We start from the raw sequence: 24,119 nt of genomic DNA, 5'->3' as shown, positions 1-24,119 counted from the left end.
TATCTCCTAAAGAATATTTGAAAAAAATTTCATAATAGACAAGATAAATGTGTCCACATTATTGACATAAGTACAATTTTAAGTAGTTAATTTAGCTTTTTTAACTACAAACATATTATACAAGGAGGTTAGTAAATGTTAGTGGATTTAAGTGTGAAGGTAAGTAAGGCAGCGTCCGGCAATGCACTGGATAATGAAAAAATGGTATCTTTCGGTCACTTGGGAACTCATTTTGATGTGATGAATAAAGAGTTTCCCCTTGAATTCGTAAAAAGAGAAGGACTGGTATTTAATGTAAGGGAGATGAAAGACAGGGAAATACTTTCCGGGGATATTGATATGTCTCTTGTGAAAGAAAACATGTTTGTGGCATTTTATACAGGATTTATAGAAGACGAGGGATACGGCACAAAAAAATATTTCACAGAGCATCCGGAATTATCAAATGAACTTATAGATTTGCTTTTGGATAAAAAGGTTTCTATAATCGGGATAGATTTCGCAGGTGTAAGACGAGGTGCGGAGCATACTCCAAAAGATCAGTATTGTGCAGACAGAGGAGTATTTATAATAGAAAATCTTTGTAATCTTGATAAGGTTTTAAATGGGAAAAAACATGAATTTTTTGTGGTAAATACTTATCCGGTGAATTTTGGAGGTATGAGCGGGCTTCCTTGCAGAGTAGTAGGGGAGATTTAAAGTTTCTCGGGAATACTTTACTTATTTTTAGCAAATATTTTACAAAAAACAGGAAGCGGCAGTTTTACTTCCTGTTTTTATTTTTTATGTTATTTGTTAGAAAGCCTCTCTAACTGTCAAGATCAATTATATATAAATAGTTTTTATCACCAGCAGTGTTATTCATAGTATCATCAATCCGAAAAGTCTCTAAATCAGCATCTTCAAGAATAGTGTTTTCAAAATAAACATTATTTTTATCCTTTGAAAACCAGGCATTAAAAATAGAAAAACTCTCAATATCACAATTATTTATTTTTTTCCCTTCATAAAAAACAAAACTTTTATCTCTCGAATACCAGTCGTCAATAACCTCAAATGAATTAACATCGGTATCTTCAATTTTATCACTAGGAAATTCAAATACAAACATATATAAATCAAGAAAAAATGCAGTATAAAATATTTAAACGCGCGCAAACATGCAAAAACTTAAAAGAGTGTATGAAAATTAGAAAGATTAATATTTTTAAGTAAAATAAATGAGTCGATGTATAAAAGATTGAGTTCTTCTGCTGATAAATTACAGGTTTATGCGGATGTTGTTTCAAGTCTTTGTTTTTCAGGCAATGGAGCTGAAAATTTATACAGGAAATTATGCAGAAAATATTCAATGGATAAAATAACGCAGCAGGGAGATTTACACTGATATTTTGCTTTAATATATTTATATCTTTCTATAAAAAAAATTTTTTATTATTGAAAAAAATAATAAAACAAAGAAAATTCGGCATATTTTTGCGTGTATACAATTATAAATATGCATATTTATAATTTATTTTGCGTGTTTGTGCTTGACAAAAAATAAAAACAGGATATAATAAGTGTATCGAAGCAAAGGAGGATCAAAATGAAAAAAATAGCAATATCACCGTCTGTAATGTGTGCAGACCTTGTAAATCTGGAAAATAGTATAAAGGAACTGGAAGCAATAGGAGTAGACTCTCTGCATATAGACCTTATTGACGGATTATTCAGTCCGAGTATGCCGCTTGGAATTGATACAGTAAAAAAAATAAGAAAAATAACAAATATGGAATTTGATGTGCATATTATGTCAATGAATAACGAATTATTTATAAATGAAATGGTGGATATAGGTGCAGAAAGCATCACATTTCACTATGAAAGCAGCTTTCACACAGACCGTCTTATAAATCTCGTAAAAAAAAGCGGGGCTAAAGTAGGGATAGCTTTGAATCCTGCTACATCACTGTCAGTATTGGAATATATACTGCCGCAGTGTGACAGTGTACTGCTGATGCTTATTAATCCCGGTTTTGCCACTGATAAAAGTGAAAAGCAGGTAAGTTATGCAGATAAGAAAGTAAAGGATCTTTATGAATTAATCAAAAAAAATAATTTAGATGTAAAAATTCAGGTAGACGGACGTGTTTCTCTGGAGACAATTCCAAAGCTTGTAAGCGCAGGTGCTGACAGTCTTGTGGTGGGAAGTACAAGTCTTTTCATTCCGGGAAAAACAATCAGTGAAAATAAAAAACTTTTAGATATAAGTATAAGTGAAGGATTGAAAGGAGGTAATTTTTAATGGTTAAATCAGATTATATGGAAGTGCAGAAACTAATCACAGAGGAACTGACAGTTACTCTCGGACAGGTAGAAGAAACAGAAGTGGAAAAACTTCTGGAAGGTATTCAGAAAGCTGAGAAAGTATTTTTTGTGGGAGTAGGAAGAGTGCTTTTGTCACTGGAAGCCATAGCCAAAAGACTTGCACATCTTGGAATAAAAACATATGTGGTGGGTCAGATAACAGAACCAGCAATAACAGAAAAAGACCTTTTAATAGTAGGGTCAGGAAGCGGAGAGAGTGCCTTCCCGCTGATTATAGCCAAAAAGGCAAAAAGTCTGAATGCACAGGTAGCACATATAGGGTCAAATCCTAATAGTTCTATGAAAGCTAACACAGATATTTTCGTAAGAATACCGGTAAGCACAAAGCTGAATCTGCCAAATGAAGTGCCGTCTGTACAGCCAATGACAAGCCTTTTTGAACAAAGTCTGCTTCTTTTGGGCGATACACTTGCCTTGATGATTATCAGAGAAAAGAATATGGATATGAAGTCACTCTGGCAGTATCATGCAAATCTGGAATAATACAGCAAAGTCTGTGAGATAAGGAGTCTAATATGAATGCAGTACATTTTGGAGCAGGGAATATAGGGAGAGGTTTTATAGGGTGCCTCTTAAGCGAATCAGATTTTGAAGTTTGTTTTGTGGATGTAAACAGTGATGTGGTAAACAGGCTCAATGATGATAAATATTATATGATGAAAATACTTGACGGAGTGGAAAATATCAGGAAAATATCACCTGTTACAGCATTAAACAGCCTTACACAGGAAGAGGAAATCATAAAAAAAATAACAGAGGCAGATATTATTACTACATCAACAGGAGTAAATAACCTGCCGCGTATAGCACCGCTTCTTACAAAGGGTCTGCTTAAAAGAGCCGGGATGAAAAAGGACAGGATAGATATTATAGCCAATGAAAACGCTATAAATGCCTCATCAATATTGAAAAAGGAAATTTTAAATCTGGTTTCAGCAGAAGAAGCGGGTATAATAGAGGAAAATACAGGTTTCCCGAATTCGGCAATAGACAGACAGGCTTTATCCGAAAATTTCGACGGGATAGATATAGCAGTGGTAGAGCCGTATTATGAGTGGGTTATAAATAAATCAGAGATATTAAGCGGGAAAACACTGAAAATAAAAGGTGCAGTTTATGTGGAGTATATGAAACCTTACATAGAAAGAAAACTTTACTGTGTAAATGCCGGACATGCGACAGCAGCATATGCAGGCTTTGCCGCGGGATGCAAGACTGTACAGGAAGCACTCGCAAGAGAAGAGATCCAAGATTTTGTAAGAAACACCATGAAGGAAAATGCGGAATATCTCATAAAAGAGTATGGTATATCTGGTGAAGAGATGAATGCATATATAGAAAAAACACTGAAACGGCATGGGAATACAAGTATAAGCGACAGTGTATTCCGTGTGGGAAGGTCTCCTGTGAGAAAAGTAGGATATGATGAACGGCTCACGGCACCTGCAAGAAAACTCTATGATATGGGACTGCCTGTTGTCTTTATTACTAAGGCAATAGCACTGGCTTTCTGTTTTTATAACCCTGAAGATGAAGAATCTGTGGAAATACAAGATTACATAAAGCTGTACGGGATAAAAGAAGCGGTAAAACATTTTACACAGCTGCAGAATGAGGAATTAACAGACATAATTGCGAAAAATTATGAAATTATCAGATTATCAAAATAAAGGACAAAAAATAATAATTATTCTGCATGCCAAAGCAGCAGTTTATTATAAATTATTTTAGAGAAATAATGTTTATTTTAGTGCCAAAAAATTAATTTCATAAAATCTGGAGGATATAAGATTAAGCAGTTTTTAGAGGGAAAAACATATAAAAGTATCCGGAAAAGATTAATAAAGAGAAACAGAAGAAGAGAACAGGGATAAAGTTATGACAGAAAACATAAAAAATTATGAAATAAATCTTTTAAGTGGTATCTTAGTACATTGAAATATCATTTCTCTTAATTTATCTGTCAGGTCAGAAAACCTGCAGAAAGAAAATTAAATGTAAAAATAAGGAGGAATAAAATGAATATCGATGCTGGTTTTTCTGGTCAAAATGCTTCGGCACGTGCAAAAGTTCAGGCTTTTGGTGGATTTTTGACTAATATGGTTTTACCTAATATAGGGGCTTTTATAGCCTGGGGGATATTAACGGCTTTATTCATACCTACAGGATGGTTTCCAAGCGAAAAGTTTGCAGTTTTAGTCGGGCCTGTTATCAAATATCTGCTTCCGGTACTTTTAGCTTATACAGGCGGAAAGATGGTAGCCGGTCAAAGAGGAGCGGTAATGGGTGCTCTTGGTGCATTCGGTCTTATTATAGGTGCAGAAATACCTATGTTTTTGGGGGCGATGATAGTCGGGCCTCTTGGAGGATGGATAATCAAAAAATTTGACAATGCTATAGACGGAAAAATACCAAGTGGATTTGAAATGATAGTAAATAACTTTTCCATAGGAATTCTCGGTTTTATATTAATGATGTTTTCGTTCATAGTAATAGGGCCTACTATAGAAGGTGCCAATAATTTTGTTACTATTGCAATAAAGGCACTGGTAGCCACTGGATTTTTGCCTTTGCTGTCATTAATAAATGAACCGGCAAAAGTATTATTCCTGAATAACGTAATAGATCAAGGTATTTATTATCCTTTGGGAATGCAGGATACGCTTCAGGCAGGAAAGTCAATCTACTTTATGGTGGCTTCTAATCCGGGGCCGGGGCTTGGTCTTCTGCTGGCATATTCTGTATTTGGGAAAAAATCTGCTAAGAGGACAGCACCGGGTGCAATAATTATCCACTTTTTCGGAGGAATACACGAACTATACTTCCCTTATGTATTAATGAAACCTCTTACAATTATTGCGATGATTCTGGGAGGAATGTCAGGGATAGCAACTTTTCAGCTTTTTGGAGTGGGACTTGTAGCAGGGCCTAGTCCGGGATCAATATTTGCTTATCTTGCACTTACTCCGCGCGGGAACTTTGTGGGTGTAATAGCAGGGGTACTGGTAGCCGCGGTTGTTTCATTTTTTGTTACTTCATTTATACTAAAGCTTGATAAGAGTAAAGATGAGGAAACTGACACTTTTGAGGAGTCTGTAGCAAAATCAAAAGCTATGAAGGCAGAAGGAAAAGAGCTTTTGAATAAAGATAAAGCAGTGACTCTGAATGTAAAAAAAGTTGCTTTCGCATGTGATGCAGGTATGGGAAGCAGTGCTTTCGGAGCAGCTACTTTTAAGAAAAAACTTCAAAAGGAAAATATTGATGATATTATAGTAAATAATTACAGTATAGAAAATATTCCCGAGGATTCAGATGTTATAGTAGTGCATAAAAATCTTGTGGGTAGAACAGAAATGTCTCATAAGGATAAAAAGATAATCGCGATTACCAACTACTTGAATGATCCGAATATTGAGGAGCTTTTGGAAGATATAAAAGAAAGTAAAAAGAAATAAAAACGGATTTTATAAATAAAAGAAACAATGCCGTGTCAAAAATATTGATGCGGCTTTTTTTAATTACAGATTTCTATTTTTGAAAATTTTTTTCATTTTTGAGGTTTGAAATTGAAAAAATCTAACAATGCGGTATAATATATTACAATAAAAATTAATATTATAATGTATAGAAAGGGAGATAATATGCTTGAAAATCTAATGACTGAAAAAAGAAACCCGAAAACACAGAATCTGGATCAGATGACTCCGGGGGAATTTCTGCGGATAATGAACGAAGAGGACGGAAAAGTAGCGGAAGCTGTGAAGGAAACACTTCCTGATGTGGAAGAAGCTGTAAAGACAATAATAAAAAATCTGAAAAAAGGAGGACGCCTTATTTATATGGGAGCCGGTACAAGCGGAAGACTGGGTGTCCTAGATGCTGTGGAATGTTCACCTACTTTCGGGACTACTGATGAAGTTCAGGGAATAATAGCCGGGGGAGAAAGTGCCTTCATAAAAGCAATAGAAGGTGCCGAGGATTCAAAAGAACTCGCAGAAAAGGAACTGAAAGAGCTGAATATCAGAAATAATGATATTATAGTAGGAATAGCAGCAAGTGGGAGAACACCGTATGTTATAGGCGGGCTGGAGTATGCACATGGAATCGGTGCAGCTACTGTAGCAGTCAGCTGTAATAAAAATGCCGAGATTTCAAAATATGCTGATGTGGCAATTGAGGTAGACTGCGGCCCTGAGGTGCTTACGGGGTCTACAAGACTAAAGGCAGGAAGCGCGCAAAAAATGATACTGAATATGATTTCGACAGCTTCTATGGTTGGTGTAGGTAAAGTATACGGGAATTTAATGGTAGATGTAAGAGCGACAAATGAAAAACTTGTGGAAAGAGCAAAAAGAATTGTAATGGAAGCCACGGGAGCATCATATGAAGAAGCTGAAAAAACACTTGTTGCCGCAAAATGGCATGTGAAAACTGCTATAGTAATGATACTTGCAGGATGCGGTTATGAAGAAGCTGTACAGAGACTGGAAAAAGCTGAAGGCTTTGTAAGAGAAGCCATAAAATAAATCGAATACTAAAAGGAGGAAATGATGGATTACAAAAATCTTTCAAAAGAGATTCTTGGAGACTTAGGAGGAACAGGAAATATAAATAGCTTCACAAACTGTATGACAAGACTGCGTATAAATGTGAAAAATCCGGATATGGTAAATGCCGGAAAGATAAAGGAATTAAAAGGCGTGCTTGGTGTGGTGCCGGGGGAACAAACACAGATAATAGTGGGTGTAGGTCATGCGCAGAGGCTGAGAGAGGCATTCAGCGAAGTGACAGGGATGTCAGGAAGTTCTGAAATAAATGAAAATCTTGATAATCTTGAGGCAAAAACAAAAGAAAAAGTGAAATCAAAACAAAAAACTTCATTTCAAAAAGGATTGAAGCATATAGGTAATATCTTTATACCTTTGATTCCCGGATTCGTGGGGACAGGTCTTGTGCTTGCCATTACAAGAGTCTGGGGCTTTCTTGACAAAGGAATAGTTACTAATCCGTGGTTTATGCTTTTGGTAGCAATGGGCGGGCTTTTGTTAGGGTCTCTGAATGTACTGGTAGGGTATAATGCAGGTAAAGAATTCGGAGGAACACCTGTTTTAGGAGCAATAGCCGGGGCAATGATAGTTATGCCTGCTTTGGCGGGTCAGCCTGATAATCCGCTTACTTTATTTAACGGATTTATTAAGCTTTCACCTAATCTCGGCGGAGTTTTGGGTGTTATCTTCGCGGCGTTCGTTTTTGCATTTATTGAAAAGAACCTTAGAAAAATAGTTCCGGCCTCGCTGGATCTGTTTATAATTCCTGTATTGACTATACTTATCGGCGGAGCAGTAACAATAGCAATAGTAATGCCTGTAGCTGCAGTAATCATGAAAGGGATAACTTTTATACTTCTGGATGTAATGCTGAATAAGGGTGGAATAATAGGCGGATATGTGATGGCAGCATCTTTCCTTCCTCTGGTTATGTTAGGGCTTCATCAGGGACTTACACCTGTACATGTACAGCTGATTCAGGATTATGGATACACGGTTTTATTTCCAATACTGGGAATGGCGGGAGCAGGGCAGGTAGGTTCAGCAATAGCGGTACTTATGAAAACTAAAGATAAAAGACTGAAAGAATTAATAAGTTCAGCGCTTCCCGCAGGCTTTCTGGGAATAGGGGAACCATTGATATACGGTGTTTCTCTGCCGTTGTTTTATCCTTTTATCACAGCATGTCTGGGTGCAGGTTTCGGCGGTGCGGTACTGGCAGCAGGGAAAAATATAGGAAGTACGGTAATAGGGCCTTCGGGATTAATGCTTCTTACTGTTGCGAATGATAAAAGAGCTATAGTATGGATTTTGGCAGCCTTGATTGCTTCATATCTGGGAGGATTTATCCTGACTTATCTTTTTGGTTATAATGAAAAGATGCTGGAAAGACTGGAAGATTAAAAGTTTATTGATTGTACAGGGTTAGAGTATGGAAAAAATTAAAAAAAGGTGTTTTAACAGGGAATTTATTTTTTTTTAAGATAAAAAAACCAGTAAAATCACAAACAAACTCAATTAAAAGATTAAATAAAGGAATTACTAAGAAAATAAGGTTAGAATGTTTACATAAGAAAAGAAAGAAATTTTTCTTCATAAAACTCCTTCATGAGGCTCAGCGATGGGCCTCTTTTATTATGTTTGGATTTTGGAAATAATATCAGGTTAGAATATCAGCAGATTTTTACCCTGATATTCTGAATAACAAAGTAAAAATCTGCAAAAAATCAACATATTAAATATTCTGTCTTACGAAAAATAATGTACAGTTAAAAATTAAACTCATCTTCCCAGTTAAATTCCCCGGATTTTTCCATGCTTTCCGGCCAGTGTCTGCACCATTCCGGAGATATGAAGCTTTCCACCCTCTCGATACTTGGTGTGTATGGTTTCAGATCGAGAACAGGCGTATTATTCTCAGCATCTGTATAACTTATTTGAATAATCCCTTTCTCATAATCAGTATGTATAATCTGTGCGACACTCACAGCAATAGGATTAGGTCTTACAGGGGAACGTGTGGCAAAAATTCCCATAGCAGAGGGAGAGTTTTTATAAGGCTGTTCTGTAGTAAGAGTATTTCTGAATTCTTCTGAATCACATTTATCAGCCCACCAGATGATATTCACATGACTAAAACTGCCTAGTTCTTTTAGTGCAGGAATATACTTTTCATCTATTTGTACAAAAAACCCGCTTTCATTACTGATAATTTTCCCCACGGGATTAACATAAAATTGTTTCATTATAATTACCTCCTTATTTGAATTATCAGTATTTTAAACCCTGCCACCATGTGAGAGTCAACAAATTTCAGATAAAATCAAAAATTTTTTTTAAGAGGAATCTGAATTTCTGTAAGATAGCCTGACGGATCATTTTCATTCCATGAGCCGCGGTGGCAGACCTGTCTGTTTTTACCAGACATTCTGTATTCAGGCTGTTCGGAAATCCAGTTTACAAATCCAAGAAAAGCAGACGCTATTTTTTCATAAGGGCCGAAAACCATAGTACATGCCATTGTATCTGTTCCTTTTACTTCCCTGTAATTAAAACTGCCGTGATTTTTACCTGTTTTTTCCACAACAGCACAGACTTCTATGTCAATATTGCTTTCTTTATGCCCAGAATCATGATAAACTGCAAAATCATAAGGACTGGCAGAGAGTTTTATATTATTTTTTTCAATAAATTCATATAACTCTGACCAGAGAGCGCCTTCATGGAAATAATCAGGAACAGTTTTTCTTAATGATAAAACTTTAAAATCAGGTATTTTTTTTATATTGAAATCATAATTTATTTCTAATTTGTCACTTTCAATACTGTTTATAAGCCTGTTTAATCTCGAGGCTTTCAATTTTTCCTGCTGGATATTTTTCTCGATTTCCTGTTTCTTATTTTCCATTTGTTCACGCATAAAAATACCGTTCCAGTTTTTTAGTGCATTGGAAATTTCAGCTGTACTATATCCCAGATCTCTTAGGAAAATAATTTTATGAAGATCGCGGATCTGATTGGAAGAGTAGTATCTGTAGCCTGTAAACTGATCAGTTTTTTCAGGTTTTAAAAGATTGTTTTTATCATAGTATCTGAGCATCCTTACTGAAATCTGCGTGAGTTTGGAAAATTCCCCAATTCTAAACAAAATATACACCTCTCTAAATTATTTTTTTTAATTATATATTGTATCAGGCTATACTTCAATAAAAAAAACTGTCCGGATTTTTTAGAATAATATCTAAAAGCGGACAGCTTATATAAAAAAGCTATGGCTAATTAAGAAGTTTCAGTGCATTAAGAGGGATAAAAAGCTCCTCTTCGTTATAAACAACTACACCGTTAAAATTGATTTTTTTGTTATTAGTTTCAAGATAGTTTCTGTTTTCAAAAAAGAGATATTTATTATTGTTTTTTGTGAGGATAAATTTTGGGTTATTTTTATCAGAAAGATCAGTAGAAACTGTTATGCCGTAATTACTAAAATCTTTTGAAGGAACAAATAATTCACTGCTCAGCTTATCAAGGTCACCAGCCATGGCTTTTGCCATATAACGGGCAATATCAGAATTTTGCACTGTACCTCCAAGAATATTTTTATAATCATCTGCATAAACATAGAGTACCACTTCTTCGCCGGTATGACCACCTGTAGTCCACCCGAGGTGTGATCTTTTATTCAGCATTTCGGCAAGGATTTTTTGTATATCAGCAGCCTTGCTTTTAGATTTCAGATTTTGTATTTCTTCATTAGAAGGTGTAAAACCGAAATATTTTTGTATCAGATTAGAGGTATTCTCAGGCTTTTCAGCGATTCTTTTGGAAAGTGCTTCTTCTGTGGAAGTGACTTTACGTAATGTAGAAACGAAGTTTTCCAAAGGTATTTCAGGGTAATTACCAGTTGTGTCCTGATTGCCGATTGTGATTCCGCCGTTTCCATGATCGCTTACAACAATAACAAGAGTGTCTTTGTTATTTTTGGCAAAATTCAGGGCAGCACCGACAGCATTATCAAAAGATCTGATTTCACTTATAAGACCGGCAGGAGAATTGGCATGAGCTGCCCAGTCTACCTTTGAACCTTCCACCATAAGAAAAAATCCGTTTTCATTCTTAGATAGAAGCTCAATTGCCTTTTTCGTCATATCAGTCAGTGACGGCTCTGTAGTCCTGTCAATATCATATGGGATATCCTTGGAAGAAAAAAGTCCCCACACCTTCCCGTTTTTCAGCTGATCCAGTTCTTTTTTGGTTTTTATTACTTTGTAATTATTTTCTTTTAGTACATTAATCATATCTTCTTTATCTTCTCTGTTTTCAGCTTTCAGGAAAAATTCTCCGCCGCCGAAAACCACATCAAGATTTTGAAAAACCTGCTGTTCTGTGATATCGTTGTAATTCGATCTGTGTGTGGCATGGGCTGTAAAATCAGCAGGTGTAGCATGCATGATTTCTGAAGTAGCTATAATTCCTGTAGATTTTCCCATTGATTTAGCAAGTTCCAAAACAGAAGCCACAGGGGAATAATAATCTTTTTCGTCATTTTTGTCAGAACCGTAAAGAACAGCCTTTTTAGGTTTTATTCCTATTAATTTATCCTGTGTTTTGTGTCCTGTTGCCAGTGCAGTTCCACCCGGAGCAGAATCTGCAATAATGGTATCGGAATTATGAGTTCTTACAAGTCCGGATGCTATTTCATCCATGTTTAAAGGTTTTCCGTCATTATATACCCATCTGGTAAGTGTAACACCATCGGTACTCATACCGTCAGGAATAAGAATAATAACATTTTTGGCAAATCCTGTTTCCGTTTTTTCAAGGGGAACAGTATAAATGCCGGTAAACATAGTAAAAAAAGTCAGTATTATAAATGATTTTACTTTCATAATTAATATATCCTCCTGTTTAAAATATTTGTTTTATTATAGCCGGACAATGTAAAATAGAGATGAATTTTGTGAAAAAATATTGTAAAAAACAGGATTACTTGATAAACAAAGCCTGAATTGTTATAATATTTTATAAATCATAGTAATATAAAATCAGGGAGAAAAAATGAAAAATATAAAAATAGTCTATGAATATGACGGATCAAAATTTTCAGGATTTCAGAGACAGGTTAACAGGAAAACAGTGCAGGGAAGTATAGAAGAAGTAATAAGAAATTGTTTTGACGAGGAAATAAACCTTCTTTCATCAGGAAGAACAGACAAAGGTGTGCATGCACTGGGACAGGTTTCTAATTTTTTTATGAAAAAAGATATTTCTCCTGATGTTATAAAAAAAATATTGAACAGAACTCTTTTTGACGGAATAAGAATAACCGGAGCCGAAGAGACTGATATGGATTTTCATGCGAGATTTTCTGCGAAAACCAGAACGTATCTTTATGTAATGAAGCCTAAAGATGAAATAACGCCGTTTGAAAGCAGTTATGTTTCAGCACTGGAGAGGAAAGCCGATCCGGAAAAACTGCAAAAGATTATGGAACCGTTCATAGGAAGGCATAATTTTGACAGTTTCAGAAAGAAAGATAAAGATAATAAAAATCCAGAAAGAGAGATAAATAATATCAGATGTTATGAAAAGGATGACAGACTGTTTATAGAAATAGAAGGGAAGGCATTCCTGAAAACAATGGTAAGGATAATGATAGGAAGTACGCTGGCTGTGTATTTTGGAAAGAAAAATCCTGATTACATATGTGATAAACTTAGTAATCCTGATTCTGACGGTGAAAAAATCCTTGCTCCGTCAGAAGGGCTGTATTTATATAAGGTAAATTATTAAATAGTAAAAAAGGAGGCTTTATGGAAATAAGAGAACTTCTCCCTTCTGAGAAGGGGCATATAAATGATATAGCAGAGTATGAAGATCTGATTTTTGGTGACGGGGGCATAGGCAGATGGACAATAATGCCTTTTGTAAGATATGGGAAAGTCTATGTTCTGCTGGAAAATGAAGAAATTGTATCTGCAGCAGAAATCATGAGAACATTTGATACAAAAGATGCGTATATTTACGGCTTTTTTACAAAGGAAAAATTTTCAAGAAAAGGTTACGGTTCTGTTTTACTTGATTTTGTAATACAGGAAATGAAGAATTCAGGAATAGAAGCTGTTACACTTACTGTAGATCCTGCGAACGATAAAGCTGTGAAACTTTATTTGAAGCATGGCTTTGAGAAAGCAGAGCTTTTGACTGAGGAATACGGTGAGAATGAAGATAGGCTTTATATGAGGCTGGAATTAAATATTTAAGAAATATGTCGGGAGATTTATGAAAAAATTTGGAGAAAAAGACAAATTACAGTTAATCTATGAATTAACAGAAGACCCTTTTGAGGAATCAAAATATTTTTCAGATAGCTGGGGAACTTTTGAAATTTATGTGAGAAATAAAGATTTATGCAGAGGAAAAATAAATGGGGAAGTAAAAAAATATGAATGGAATCTGATGTATGTTACAGAGTGGCTGGTAGATAATCTGGAGTATATAATCGGACATGATCCGTTTCCTCTTTTTCAATCTGAAAAAAATTTAAATGATATATTAGAAACAGCATATGATAAAGAATGGGAAGATGATTTGGAATTTGATCTTTGGTATGGAAGTTTGAATACTTGGATAAGGCGGCATGCATGGAGGGCAGAATCCGGTGGGTCTCTTATATCAGATGTCTGTTTTTACAGAAGAAATGACAAAATAGAGATTGCCTGGAGCAATGAAGATTATAAAGAGAAACGAATTGAATATGATTGTAAAAAAGGGTCAGAATATATTGACAGAAAATATTTTATAGATGTGATGTTTGAATTTTTAGATAATATAACAGAAGATTTATATCAAAAAGATCAAGATAATGAAACTTTTAAAAAAATAAAAAATAACTTTGATTTATGGTTGAAGCGTAAGGAAAATAGGTTTTAAATCAGAAATATTTATATAAAAAATCTGGTGGAATTTAATCTACCAGATTTTTTTATTGAATTTTGAATTTCAGTAGCAGAGTTATTTCACCGGAACCTGAAGCTCTGTGATATATTCCTCAGGATTATCGGTTGCCCAGTCACCTTTATGATAAATTTCCCGCAACGGGCCGTTTACAGTATAATTATTTTCTCTGATCCATTTGAAAAAGGCTTCGAAAGTACCGCCTATAGTCTCAAAAGAACCCTGATGAATAACACATGCCATTTTTTCCTCGGCAGGCAGCCTGTATACCTGAACATCATCATCAGAGTCAAATACTTTAAGTACAGGTTCGGCAGTTTCCACATCAAGGAATTTACTTTCTTCTTTTTCATCATCTGCAAAATCCCACCACCCTCTGTGGTAAATCATCAGACACGGCACACTTCTCTTAATTTTATGTTTTTCAATGGAATCATTAACACTAGCCCACATTTTATCCAGTTCTTCATCAAAGAAGTCTTTATGAAATGATCTCCTTAAAGAAGCTGCCAGAACAGCTTCGGTTTTCTTGACTGTAATTTCATTCATCAGCGGGACACCTCCGTTTTTTATTAAAAATATGTTGGTATAAAGACGTTTCAGCCTTTCCGTTTCCTGTTCCAGAGTTTTTTCAAGGTTTAGTGCTTTTTCTTCAAGTAAAGCAGTAAGTGAAGAGCTGTCATTTTCATTATTTAGAATAGAGGCTATTTCCCTGAGAGAGAAACCGGCATCTTTTAAAGCAATTATTTTATTAATTGTAAGCAGCTGTGCAGCTGAATAATAACGATAACCAGTGTCGCCGTCAACATATTCTGGTATAAGAATTCTCATTTTTTCATAATGATGAAGTGTATCTGCGGATAAACCGCTCATTTTAGAAAAAATACCTGTTTTGAACATAATATCACCGCCTTGAAAAATTTTCCGTTACAGTTACATATTGGTATTATAAACTTCTGTGTTACACCAGAGTCAAGAAAATTATTATAATAAAATTTTTACTGTCTCAAAGAAAAACAGACTGTATTAAAAATAGTTTTAACAGTCTGTTTTTCATCTATAAGCACATTTCCAGTATTTTTTTAACATCCTGAGGAGTCATTGGTATATAGGCATCTTTGAATTTCCCGTTAAGTTTTTGTGATATTTCATCAAATTTCTCAGTACCGATTCCAAGTTCGCTTAACTGCATTGGTATACCGATCTTTTTGAAAAACTCTTCTGTAAGATCAATTGCTTTATTGGCAATTTTGTACGGGTCTTCATCAGGATTCAGGGCAAATACATTTACACCGTAGTCTACGAATTTTGAAACGGTTTTATCGCTCAAAATATAACGCATCCATCTTGGTGTAAGAATAGCAAGTCCTGTTCCGTGTGTAATATCATAGTAAGCGCTGAGTTCATGTTCAATCGGGTGGCATGACCATGTCTGTCCTTTTCCTACTCCTGTAAGTCCGTTTAACGCAAGAGTGGAAGACCACATCAGATTTGCCCTTGCACTGTAGTCATCAGGTTTTTCTATTGCTGTGGGGCAGTAGTGAATGCACGCTCTTAATATACCTTCTGCAAAACGATCCTGAACATATGTGTCCTCTTCTGACTTAAAGTAATTCTCAAAAATATGTGACATTATATCAGCAGTTCCCGCAGCAGTCTGAATAGCAGGAAGTGTATACATATATGCAGGGTCGCAGATAGACACCATAGGGACAAATTCAGGTGAAGAAGTACCTATTTTATCATTGGTATCCATTTTTGAAATAACAGCATTCTTATTCATTTCTGATCCTGTAGCTGCTAAAGTAAGAACAGTGACAATAGGAAGTGCCTTTGTTATTTTTTCTTTATCAAGTACAATATCCCAAGCATCACCGTCATAAAAATACCCGCCGGCGATAACTTTACTACAGTCAATAGTAGAGCCGCCGCCTACAGCAAGAACGACCTCGATTTGATTCTCACGGCATAACTCCACGCCTTTTCTCACAGTTTCTATACGCGGATTCGGTTCTACACCTGACAGTTCAGTTACTTCAAAGTTATTTTCTCCAAGAAGTCTTATTACACTGTCATAGACACCGTTCCTTTTTATACTTCCTCCCCCGTAAACCAAAAGGACTTTTTTTCCATAAGGTGCCAATGCCTTAGGAAGTGCCTCAATTTGTCCTTTTCCAAAAAGAATCTCAGTTCTGGCATGAAAATTAAAGTTTTTCATTTTACACTCCTTTACCTAATAATATGAATATTTATGAAAATTTATAAATGATCTTTGTTTTTATACATTTATTATATCACGGTTTCTAGTAATAATATATTTTTAGCCGTGTAAATTCACTGAAAATGTGAAGTGAATTTTTTGAAACAGCAGGAAATTATTGATATTTAATGCAGAGATATTGCTGGGAAATATGTTCTTAGGTGGATTGCGTTTTTTGACCCGAAGTTACCGTTGGCAATATTTTGTCAAAAATTGTTTTCTATAGAAATTATAAAAATAATTTTTTCTGATAAAAGGGAATATTTTTAATAATATCTTCTGCGGTAACAATAAATGCTTTTTTACTTAACTTCTCCCCGATATATCCGTGAAGAAAGCTTCCTATTTTTCCTGAGTCAAAAATTGTGTATTTTTGTGAAATAAGTGAAGCTGTGATACCTGTGAGTGTGTCACCCATGCCTCCGTTAGCCATTGAAGAATTTCCTGTAGTGTTCACATAAAAATCACATCCGTCTGTTATAATTGTATTATAACCCTTTAATAATAAAATTACAGAATATTTTTCCGCAAAATCCTTTGCAGCTTTAATTCTGTCTTTGGAAATTTCTTTTATGGAAAGTCCTGATATTCTGGAAAATTCTCCTAAATGAGGAGTAAGGATACACCTGTTTTTTAATTTTTCCATTAAAGATAGATCTTTTGCTAAGGCGTTAATGCCGTCAGCATCAAGGACTATGGGGGCGTTGCTGTTTTCAAGGATGAATTTCAGGAGTTCCAGTGTCCGGTCTGTATTGCCGAGACCAGGGCCGAAAGCAATGGAATCTGATTTTGTCAGGAGTTCCAAAAGACGTTTTTTATCGTCAAGGTCAGCGGTCATGACTTCAGGAGCAGCAGAAGTAACCATATTCAGACATTCCGGAAATACAGCAAGAGTAACGAGACCTGAACCGGTCTTTACGGCAGCACCGGCTGAAATTAAAGCAGCACCGGTGAATCCCTGCGATCCTGCTATTACAAGAGTATGACCGAAATTTCCTTTGTGTGAATATTTCAGCCTGGGTGTAAGCAGGCTACTTATATATTTTTTATCCATAAGAAATATATTTGAAAACTTTTTGATAATATATTCAGGAAGTCCTATATTTACTATTTTTATTTTACCAAGAGATTCTGAAATGGAATAATTAAGAAACCCCTGTTTATATGTAACAAAGGAAACAGTTTCGTCGGCTTTAATGAAAACTCCGCCGGTTTCCCCTGTGGAACCGTTTATACCAGAAGGAATATCCACAGAAATAACATATTTTCCGTATTTGTTAATCTGATTTATAATATCGTCATAAGGTGCTTTCGGGGCTTTATCAAGACCTGTGCCAAAAACAGCATCAATAACTGTATCATGTGAAACAAGAAGTTCCTTTAACCTGGAGATGTTATTTTCCATAGGAATGTTGAGATTTCGGCAGATGTCATAATTTATTTGACAATCCCGGCTCATATTAGAAGTTTCACATGAAAAAACAGAAACTTGTTTATTAAGAGAAACAAGCTGCCTTGCTATGGCATAGCCGTCGCCGCCGTTATTGCCTCTGCCGCATATTATAAGAAAGCTGTCAAGACTTCTGTTAAGAGAACTGACAAAATTTTTCGCAGCATTCTCCATGAGTATAATCCCGGGAATATTTAATGTATTAATGGAATAACTGTCTATTTCTCCTGTTGTTTTATTATCGCCTATATAAATCACAGAATCACCTTCTTTATAAGAATATACTTAATTATAGCACTTTTTTGATTTAAAGACTTGAAAAAATAAATTATTAAGTGTATATTATGATATAATAAAATAAGAAAATTATTTTGATTATTTTTTTCTTGTGAAGAACAATGATCCGGAATATCATTTTATTCGAAAATATAAATAATACAATATACTAAATCTATGTTCTTATAAAAGAAAAAATATGATATAATAGTAAGAAAATATCATGGAAATAGGAGAATGTTATGAAAAGGAGTGTTTTTTTGAACCTGGAGTTGCCATTATTTGTTCCTTTATTTTCAGATACTTGGGATGATTTATAAATAATATAATTCTGAAAATAATTATTTGAACAAAAATCTGGAAAGGAAGAAATAAATGGATATAAAAAATGAAGTAGAAAGACAGTTTAATATATTAAAAAGAGGCTGTGAAGAGATAATAAACGAAGTTGAATTAAAGCAGAGACTGGAAAAGTCGTTGAAAGAGAATAAACCTTTAAAAATAAAGCTGGGAATAGATCCTACAGGAACAGACCTTCATATAGGACATGCCGTTCCTTTGAGAAAATTAAAGCAGTTTCAGGATCTGGGACATACAGTGCAGTTTTTAATAGGAACTTTTACTGCAAGAATAGGAGATCCCACAGGAAAGTCGGAGACAAGAAAAATGCTTACTCCTGAGGATATACAAAGAAACATAACTACATATCTTGAACAGGTATTTTTGATACTTAATGCCGAGAAAACAGAAGTTATGTATAATGCCGACTGGCTGGAAAAATTATCGCTTCAGGATTTTCTGGGGCTGTTATCACAGTTTACAGTAGCACAGATGATTTCAAGAGAAGATTTCGCTAAAAGGCTTGCTGAAAATAAACCGGTATCTTTAGTGGAATTTATGTATCCTATTTTACAGGGATATGACTCTGTTGCAATGAAATGTGATGTGGAACTAGGGGCTACAGAACAAAAATTTAATATTTTAAAAGGAAGAGATTTACAGAAGAATTTTGGAATGGATCCGCAGATATGTATGCTTCTGCCTATTCTTGAAGGACTTGACGGTGTAGAAAAAATGAGTAAGTCTCTGAATAATTACATAGGTATCACTGAAAATCCAAATGATATGTTTGGTAAAATTATGTCAATATCTGATGATCTTATGTTTAGATATTATGAAATAATAACAGATATACCGCTTGAAGATATAGCCAAGATTAAGGCAGATGTGGAAAATGGAACACTTCATCCTATGGAAGCAAAAAAACGTCTTGGGGTGGAAGTAGTAACAATATATCATAATAATGAAGAGGGAGTAAAAGCCAGAGAATGGTTTGAAAATGTATTCAGTAAAAAGAACCTTGATGTGGAACTTCCAGAAGTAGAACTGGATTATACAGAAACAGGAGTTATTGATATACTTGTAAAACATCTGAATATGCTTCCGTCTACAAGTGAGGCAAGAAGGCTTATACAGCAGGGCGGACTAAAGATAAACGACGAACCTGTAAAGGATATAAACCACAGGGTTACACCTGAGGCAGGAATGATAATAAGAGCAGGGAAGAAAAAAATAGTAAAAGTAAAATAATAATATAGAAGGTGATTTTATGAAAAAAATAGGAATTTTGATTTTAGCAGTTATTTTTGGAACACAGGTATTTGCTGATATTCGTGTAAATGACAATTCATTTGACGTTTCACTGGACAGTCTGGCAGTATTGGAGGCATCGTCTTATGTTTTCTTCAGCAGTGCTATTTTGTCAGCTTCATCAGATGACGGATATTATGCAATAAAGGACAGATATGAATATTTTGATAATCTTGTTGCTCAGGGGGAAACTGTAAGGGCAAAGGATATTTTTTCAGAAGAAGGACTTGAAGTGTATGCTTTAAACGCGGAAGCTGTAATGGAACTTGATAAAATCAATGTGGGAATACTTGTTTCTAATCTGGACAGACCCATAGTTCTGGTTCCTTCTGATATGAAATACAGCGGACTCAGCGAAAGAGGAATAAGATAAAATAATCAAGGAGAAAAATTTTGAAAAGGATATTGTTTTTATTTATGGTATGCGTAATTCCTTTGTTTTCTGTAGGATCTGTATGTAAAACAGAGCCTAAATCAAGGGAAGAAGCGATAAAGGTCTTTGATCTTACAGGAAAAGTCATAGATTTTTTGGAAAGCAATAATGCCGAGCTGGGATTTGTGGCAAGGAAAAATAAGGAAAATCACGGGATATCATATACTCATCTCGGGATTGCATGGAAAGATGAACAGGGGAAGTGGGTAGTTACGAATCTGCTTCAAAATTGTGAAAATCCAGATGAATTAGGGACATATGATGATGGAATGGCCTTGTTTTTTGCACCTGTTTCTATATATGACAGCCTTGTACTTATTCCTTCAGCAGAAACTCAGACAGAGCTTAAAGAGGCAATAAAGAGTAAAGAAATAGAAAAGTTCAAAGGTAATGTCTATTCTATAAATGCCAATGCATGGTCTGATAAATATCAGAATTGTGTACAATATGTACTGGAAGCTTATGTTTATGTAAAATCCGGCAAAAAAGTAAAGACAAGAAGAGATGCTATAAACTGGACTAAGGTAAACGGATTCAGACCGCATAAAATCAAGGTAAATATGCTGGAGCGTACATTGGGACCTTTAGTGGCGAGAAATGTCCACTTTGATGATCATAAGGACAGAAAGAAACCTGATGAGATAGAGGTGGCAACTGCGGAAACAGTGATGCAGTTTGTGCAGAAGCTGGAACCCGAAAGCACTATTATAGAAATAAAAGAATAAATGTAATATGAAAATATATTTGAGTATACTAAATATTTTGAGTTATTTGGTATACTCTTTTTTATTGTTCGCCGATTTAAATAAATAAATTTTTTTAGTTCACATTGAGTTCATATTGGCGTGAGATAATGAGAATGGATCAGTGTTTATAAAATACTATGAACATTTTACAGAATATGATATTATAAATTAAATAATTCATATTTAATGATTATATTATTGAAAATAAAGCTGATATGGCTTGAATTGGGAATAAGGGTTTCAATGCGGGGTAAGAACAGAAAATAAGTTTATCATGGGCTAAAATCAGTTAACCCGTGAAAGTTTCAGCAGAACGGGGAATAATAAATATAGTTTTTAATACATAATATAAGAGGAGGAGACAGAAATGAGATTTAGAATGACAATTATGCCAAGACAGGAAACTTCAATGCCGGGAATGGGAGGAATGAATTCCGGCGGCGGCTTGACAGGTGGAAAGGGACTAACGATGCCAAGCGGTGCAACATCAGGAATTGTGGCAGGTGGAAATACGCCTAAATCAGGCGGACTTGGCGGAATGATGGGGAACATACCCGGATTAGGCTCTTTAGCGGGAGGGCAGCAAGGAATAATTTTGAGTCCTGATGAAATAGTAAGTGTAGATGTAAGTATATCAGATTATTCGATAAATCAGACTTCAAGCTCGGAAGCTAATGTTACGGTAAGAGTATCGGGGAAATTGCTGTCACATGTGGAAGAAAATGAATCCGGACTGCCTTTGAGTATGAGTTCGATGCTTTCGGGATTTGCGGCTACAGGAGTGAGTGAATTGACAAGCGGGCTCAGCAAGGGGATACAGGTACTTGGAAGTACTTTTGCAGGCGGGCTTACAAGCACATTAAGCGGAATGATGGGAAAATTCGGCGGAAGTGCTCTTGGGTTAGGAAATCTGTACCAGAAAAATATAGAGAATACAAAAGAACTGGCTAAGTGGGCGCTGTCTTACGGAGAGAGTACTGATTACAGGGATATTGTTCTGGAAATGGTGATTACAGAAGGAGTCAGCAAGTCTTATGTGCTGCCGGATATGTATGTTACGGATTATAATGAAAGTTCCGATATAGGAAGCGGGAATGGACATTTTTCAATGACATTAAAACAAAAAAGATATAGTGAGAGAAAAATAGAGATAGAATAGCGGAATGTATTATATATGTTAATAAAGGTGACTTATATGAAAGGCAGGCTATATGAAAAAACTAAAAAATATAATACGGGACTATATAATAGCAATTTTGCAGTTTATATTATCTATAAATTTAGTATGGGATTTTAGGATAAGTCTAAATGATTATAAAAATGGAGTCTATGGTGAAGTTTTTTTTCTAATAAAATTTCTTTTCACTGCATTGATTTTTTATATAATTATCTCAGTTCCAAAGTGGATACTTAAATTTTCAAATAAATTTATTGAAAAAGGTGATGAAGTTTGAAAACATACAGAGGGATGGACTGGTATGTTATATCGCATACACATAATAATACCGGCTATTATCTTGCGAGATTTCTAAGAGATAGAATTCAGGTAGTTTGTAATGAATATTATTTTGTTAAATATTGTTTGGAAAATAAAGGGATTTCGTTGAATATCAGTTTTGGAAAAGCTTTAAGAGAGATATATAAAATAATAACCGGAAATTCATTCGGGGAAAGATCAGATGAAGATATCGGAATAGAGCTTTATGCTCATGTTTATTACTATTTGATGGCTTTGGGCTTGGAAGTAGATTATAAAAACGCAGTGAAAAAAACAAGCGGTGTAGACGGAATTGTTATATTAAATAAAGGGTTAGGTTATATAAATGAAAAAATTAGTGAGCAGAAGTGGATTGATTTAATAACTACTACAAATGAAAAATATTTTGCAGAAGGTATTAGAAGAACAAAATTATCAACTGAAGTTGCGGATCTTGACCTTTTCGGGGGAAATTCGAGAGATGTAGTCAATCAATTTAAAAGAGGATCAATAGAAAGAGTGGCAAATTCAACAGAACAGTATTTTAAAGAAACAGTTATTTCTAGAGTAGGAAAATCATATTCTATAAAAGAAGATGAAATAGATTTTATTCGTGACAATAAAGGGAATATAAAAAGATATAATTTGAAATGGACAAAATAGCTATTATAATTAGGAGGAAAAATGAAAAAATTAAATTTTATATTCATAATCTATACTTTTTTATTTATAGGATGTGCTTTTTTCTATGGGATTCTTAATTTTCGTTATATTATCAGAAATTTTGAAAATAAATATACAAATAATAAATCAATAGTATATATAGAAAGACAAAAATATACAGATGATTTTGAAAAACAGATGATAACGGCTAATTTGGAAACAAGAAGAAATATGAAAAGTTTTGGAAGTATACAGATATTTTTTTATATATGTGCTTCGGCATTTTCTCTGAGTTTATATAAAAATAAGTCTAAATCCAAAGAAATAAGTATTGTATTATTGCTAACAGGGTTATTTATTTTGTTATTAACATTTTATTTTATAAATATAACCATATTTTCTCATTATATTGGCTCTGGAGACGGAATTTTTAATATACTGAATAAAGATAAAATCATGATATATTAAGATTAGGACAGACTTTTGAAGGGATTAATTATGGGAAAATTTAAAACTAAAGAATATCAGTTTTATAAAGTAATATTATTTATATTTTCAATTTTAATGGCTTTATATTGTATGAAAATTTTTAATGAATATTATGATGGAAATGAAATATCAAATTTATCAAAATCCGTTTTAAATAAACTATACGATGTAAAAAGTGAGAGCTGCATAGTTTTTAAAATTCAAATGGATTACAAAAATTTTCACTTGAAATTTGGAAGTTTTTTTTCAATATTTTTTCTTATTATGAGTTATGTTATGGATTATTTATCAAATTTCAAGCTTAACAGAGGAGTGACAGTTTTTTTGAGAATTATATTAATAAGCATATTGATACTGATAAGTATGTTTGTTATGATCGGAGTCTGGATATGGACATCATGGGATTAAAGAGACGGGAGTTGGTTGGATAATTATGAACTATAAGAAATTTATAACAGGATATTTTACTGCATTGATTCAGTTTTGTATATCAATAAATCTAGTCTGGATTCTTAGAATATGGCTAAATGATTATAAACATAGAAACAGTGATTATCTTACGCTGGAATTACTGGTATTTCGTTTTCTTTTTCTGGTGTTTTTATTTTATATACTTATAAACATAAAAAGTATCACATATGTAATATTAGAAAAATTAACTGAAAAATTTTCTGGAAAGAATAAGTAAAAATATGAATAAATTAAAAACAATATACAGACTGCTAAGTTGAGCCTGTGATAAAAAGTCTGTAAATAAAAAAATCTTTTTATGATAAACTAAAAACAGGAGGACTTTATTATGAA

26 protein-coding genes are annotated in these 24,119 nt (G+C 34.2%); 19 read left to right on the top strand and 7 right to left on the bottom strand.

The features are described 5' to 3' along the window. The first annotated feature begins 135 nt into the window (after positions 1–135). Positions 136–699 (top strand): cyclase family protein, encoded by a 564-nt coding sequence (locus tag NK213_RS14540; protein ID WP_253350363.1) that lies wholly within the window; start codon positions 136–138, stop codon positions 697–699. A 109-nt stretch (positions 700–808) separates the two neighbouring features. Here NK213_RS14540 and NK213_RS14535 read toward each other — a convergent pair whose 3' ends face one another. Next, positions 809–1,111 (bottom strand): DKNYY domain-containing protein, encoded by a 303-nt coding sequence (locus NK213_RS14535; protein ID WP_253350362.1) that lies wholly within the window; start codon positions 1,109–1,111, stop codon positions 809–811. A gap of 477 nt (positions 1,112–1,588) precedes the next feature. Here NK213_RS14535 and NK213_RS14530 point away from each other — a divergent pair, with 477 nt between their 5' ends. The 6 genes from NK213_RS14530 (at position 1,589) to NK213_RS14505 (ending at position 8,321) form a co-directional block, all read left to right on the top strand. Next, positions 1,589–2,287, top strand: coding sequence for a ribulose-phosphate 3-epimerase (locus NK213_RS14530; RefSeq protein ID WP_253350361.1), 699 nt, complete (start codon positions 1,589–1,591; stop codon positions 2,285–2,287). Continuing rightward, positions 2,287–2,853: a 6-phospho-3-hexuloisomerase gene (gene hxlB, locus NK213_RS14525; RefSeq protein WP_253350360.1), complete on the top strand. Its 567-nt coding sequence runs from the start codon at positions 2,287–2,289 to the stop codon at positions 2,851–2,853. The genes NK213_RS14530 and hxlB overlap by 1 nt, the downstream gene beginning before the upstream one ends. 32 nt (positions 2,854–2,885) lie before the next feature. Further along, entirely contained in the window at positions 2,886–4,040 is a 1,155-nt protein-coding gene (locus NK213_RS14520) for a mannitol-1-phosphate 5-dehydrogenase (protein WP_253350359.1), read from the top strand. Positions 4,041–4,388: 348 nt separating this feature from the next. Next, positions 4,389–5,825, top strand: coding sequence for a PTS mannitol transporter subunit IICB (locus tag NK213_RS14515; RefSeq protein WP_253350358.1), 1,437 nt, complete (start codon positions 4,389–4,391; stop codon positions 5,823–5,825). A 186-nt stretch (positions 5,826–6,011) separates the two neighbouring features. Next, positions 6,012–6,896, top strand: coding sequence for an N-acetylmuramic acid 6-phosphate etherase (gene murQ, locus NK213_RS14510; protein WP_253350357.1), 885 nt, complete (start codon positions 6,012–6,014; stop codon positions 6,894–6,896). A gap of 24 nt (positions 6,897–6,920) precedes the next feature. Continuing rightward, the gene (locus NK213_RS14505) at positions 6,921–8,321 is read left to right on the top strand and encodes a PTS transporter subunit EIIC (RefSeq protein ID WP_253350356.1); all 1,401 of its coding nucleotides are present in this window, start codon (positions 6,921–6,923) and stop codon (positions 8,319–8,321) included. A gap of 365 nt (positions 8,322–8,686) precedes the next feature. Here NK213_RS14505 and NK213_RS14500 read toward each other — a convergent pair whose 3' ends face one another. The 3 genes from NK213_RS14500 to NK213_RS14490 all read right to left on the bottom strand — a co-directional run bounded on the left by NK213_RS14500 (position 8,687) and on the right by NK213_RS14490 (position 11,803). Beyond that, a complete protein-coding gene (locus NK213_RS14500) occupies positions 8,687–9,163 on the bottom strand; it encodes an SAM-dependent methyltransferase (protein WP_253350355.1) in 477 nt (158 codons plus the stop codon). A 77-nt stretch (positions 9,164–9,240) separates the two neighbouring features. After that, a complete protein-coding gene (locus NK213_RS14495) occupies positions 9,241–10,074 on the bottom strand; it encodes a MerR family transcriptional regulator (protein WP_253350354.1) in 834 nt (277 codons plus the stop codon). A 118-nt stretch (positions 10,075–10,192) separates the two neighbouring features. Beyond that, complete coding sequence (locus tag NK213_RS14490; protein WP_253350353.1) at positions 10,193–11,803, bottom strand: alkaline phosphatase; 1,611 nt, start codon at positions 11,801–11,803, stop codon at positions 10,193–10,195. Between the two features lie 169 nt (positions 11,804–11,972). On the opposite strand from NK213_RS14490, the gene truA reads away from it, so the two are divergent. From truA to NK213_RS14475, 3 genes are read left to right on the top strand one after another with little or no spacing between them, the layout of a single operon-like run. Then, positions 11,973–12,707, top strand: a complete 735-nt coding sequence (gene truA / locus NK213_RS14485; protein WP_253350352.1) for a tRNA pseudouridine(38-40) synthase TruA — start codon at positions 11,973–11,975, stop codon at positions 12,705–12,707. 20 nt (positions 12,708–12,727) lie between these two features. Next, on the top strand, positions 12,728–13,177 hold the full coding sequence (locus NK213_RS14480) for an N-acetyltransferase (RefSeq protein WP_253350351.1): 450 nt from the start codon (positions 12,728–12,730) through the stop codon (positions 13,175–13,177). 19 nt (positions 13,178–13,196) lie between these two features. Further along, positions 13,197–13,847 (top strand): hypothetical protein, encoded by a 651-nt coding sequence (locus tag NK213_RS14475; RefSeq protein ID WP_253350350.1) that lies wholly within the window; start codon positions 13,197–13,199, stop codon positions 13,845–13,847. A gap of 81 nt (positions 13,848–13,928) precedes the next feature. On the opposite strand, the gene NK213_RS14470 is transcribed toward NK213_RS14475, so the two are convergent. The 3 genes from NK213_RS14470 to NK213_RS20685 all read right to left on the bottom strand — a co-directional run bounded on the left by NK213_RS14470 (position 13,929) and on the right by NK213_RS20685 (position 17,839). Then, a complete protein-coding gene (locus NK213_RS14470) occupies positions 13,929–14,771 on the bottom strand; it encodes a MerR family transcriptional regulator (RefSeq protein WP_253350349.1) in 843 nt (280 codons plus the stop codon). Between the two features lie 157 nt (positions 14,772–14,928). Then, positions 14,929–16,089, bottom strand: a complete 1,161-nt coding sequence (locus tag NK213_RS14465) for an iron-containing alcohol dehydrogenase (RefSeq protein ID WP_253350348.1) — start codon at positions 16,087–16,089, stop codon at positions 14,929–14,931. Between the two features lie 271 nt (positions 16,090–16,360). Continuing rightward, the gene (locus tag NK213_RS20685; RefSeq protein ID WP_253350347.1) at positions 16,361–17,839 is read right to left on the bottom strand and encodes an NAD(P)H-hydrate dehydratase; all 1,479 of its coding nucleotides are present in this window, start codon (positions 17,837–17,839) and stop codon (positions 16,361–16,363) included. 393 nt (positions 17,840–18,232) lie between these two features. Between NK213_RS20685 and tyrS the strand changes: the two genes are divergently transcribed. The 9 genes from tyrS to NK213_RS14415 all read left to right on the top strand — a co-directional run bounded on the left by tyrS (position 18,233) and on the right by NK213_RS14415 (position 24,003). Next, positions 18,233–19,447: a tyrosine--tRNA ligase gene (tyrS, locus tag NK213_RS14455; protein ID WP_253350346.1), complete on the top strand. Its 1,215-nt coding sequence runs from the start codon at positions 18,233–18,235 to the stop codon at positions 19,445–19,447. Positions 19,448–19,466: 19 nt separating this feature from the next. After that, positions 19,467–19,880 (top strand): hypothetical protein, encoded by a 414-nt coding sequence (locus NK213_RS14450; RefSeq protein ID WP_253350345.1) that lies wholly within the window; start codon positions 19,467–19,469, stop codon positions 19,878–19,880. Positions 19,881–19,900: 20 nt separating this feature from the next. Then, positions 19,901–20,665 (top strand): DUF2145 domain-containing protein, encoded by a 765-nt coding sequence (locus NK213_RS14445; RefSeq protein ID WP_253350344.1) that lies wholly within the window; start codon positions 19,901–19,903, stop codon positions 20,663–20,665. Between the two features lie 388 nt (positions 20,666–21,053). Continuing rightward, the gene (locus NK213_RS14440) at positions 21,054–21,845 is read left to right on the top strand and encodes a hypothetical protein (protein WP_253350343.1); all 792 of its coding nucleotides are present in this window, start codon (positions 21,054–21,056) and stop codon (positions 21,843–21,845) included. 52 nt (positions 21,846–21,897) lie between these two features. Continuing rightward, positions 21,898–22,140 (top strand): hypothetical protein, encoded by a 243-nt coding sequence (locus tag NK213_RS14435; protein ID WP_253350342.1) that lies wholly within the window; start codon positions 21,898–21,900, stop codon positions 22,138–22,140. After that, positions 22,137–22,826, top strand: a complete 690-nt coding sequence (locus NK213_RS14430) for a hypothetical protein (protein WP_253350341.1) — start codon at positions 22,137–22,139, stop codon at positions 22,824–22,826. Before NK213_RS14435 ends, NK213_RS14430 begins: the two co-directional genes overlap by 4 nt. 21 nt (positions 22,827–22,847) lie before the next feature. Next, positions 22,848–23,294 carry a hypothetical protein gene (locus NK213_RS14425; protein ID WP_253350340.1) on the top strand — a complete coding sequence of 149 codons (447 nt, stop codon included), beginning with the start codon at positions 22,848–22,850 and terminating at the stop codon, positions 23,292–23,294. Between the two features lie 30 nt (positions 23,295–23,324). Continuing rightward, positions 23,325–23,723 carry a hypothetical protein gene (locus NK213_RS14420; RefSeq protein ID WP_253350339.1) on the top strand — a complete coding sequence of 133 codons (399 nt, stop codon included), beginning with the start codon at positions 23,325–23,327 and terminating at the stop codon, positions 23,721–23,723. Positions 23,724–23,748: 25 nt separating this feature from the next. Next, the gene (locus tag NK213_RS14415; protein ID WP_253350338.1) at positions 23,749–24,003 is read left to right on the top strand and encodes a hypothetical protein; all 255 of its coding nucleotides are present in this window, start codon (positions 23,749–23,751) and stop codon (positions 24,001–24,003) included. The last annotated feature ends 116 nt before the right edge of the window (positions 24,004–24,119 follow it).

The organism is Sebaldella sp. S0638 (assembly GCF_024158605.1).
In the GTDB taxonomy this organism is placed as follows: Bacteria; Fusobacteriota; Fusobacteriia; order Fusobacteriales; family Leptotrichiaceae; genus Sebaldella.
Note: the sequence above shows the minus strand (reverse complement) of the source record. Positions and strands in the feature narration are given on the sequence as shown.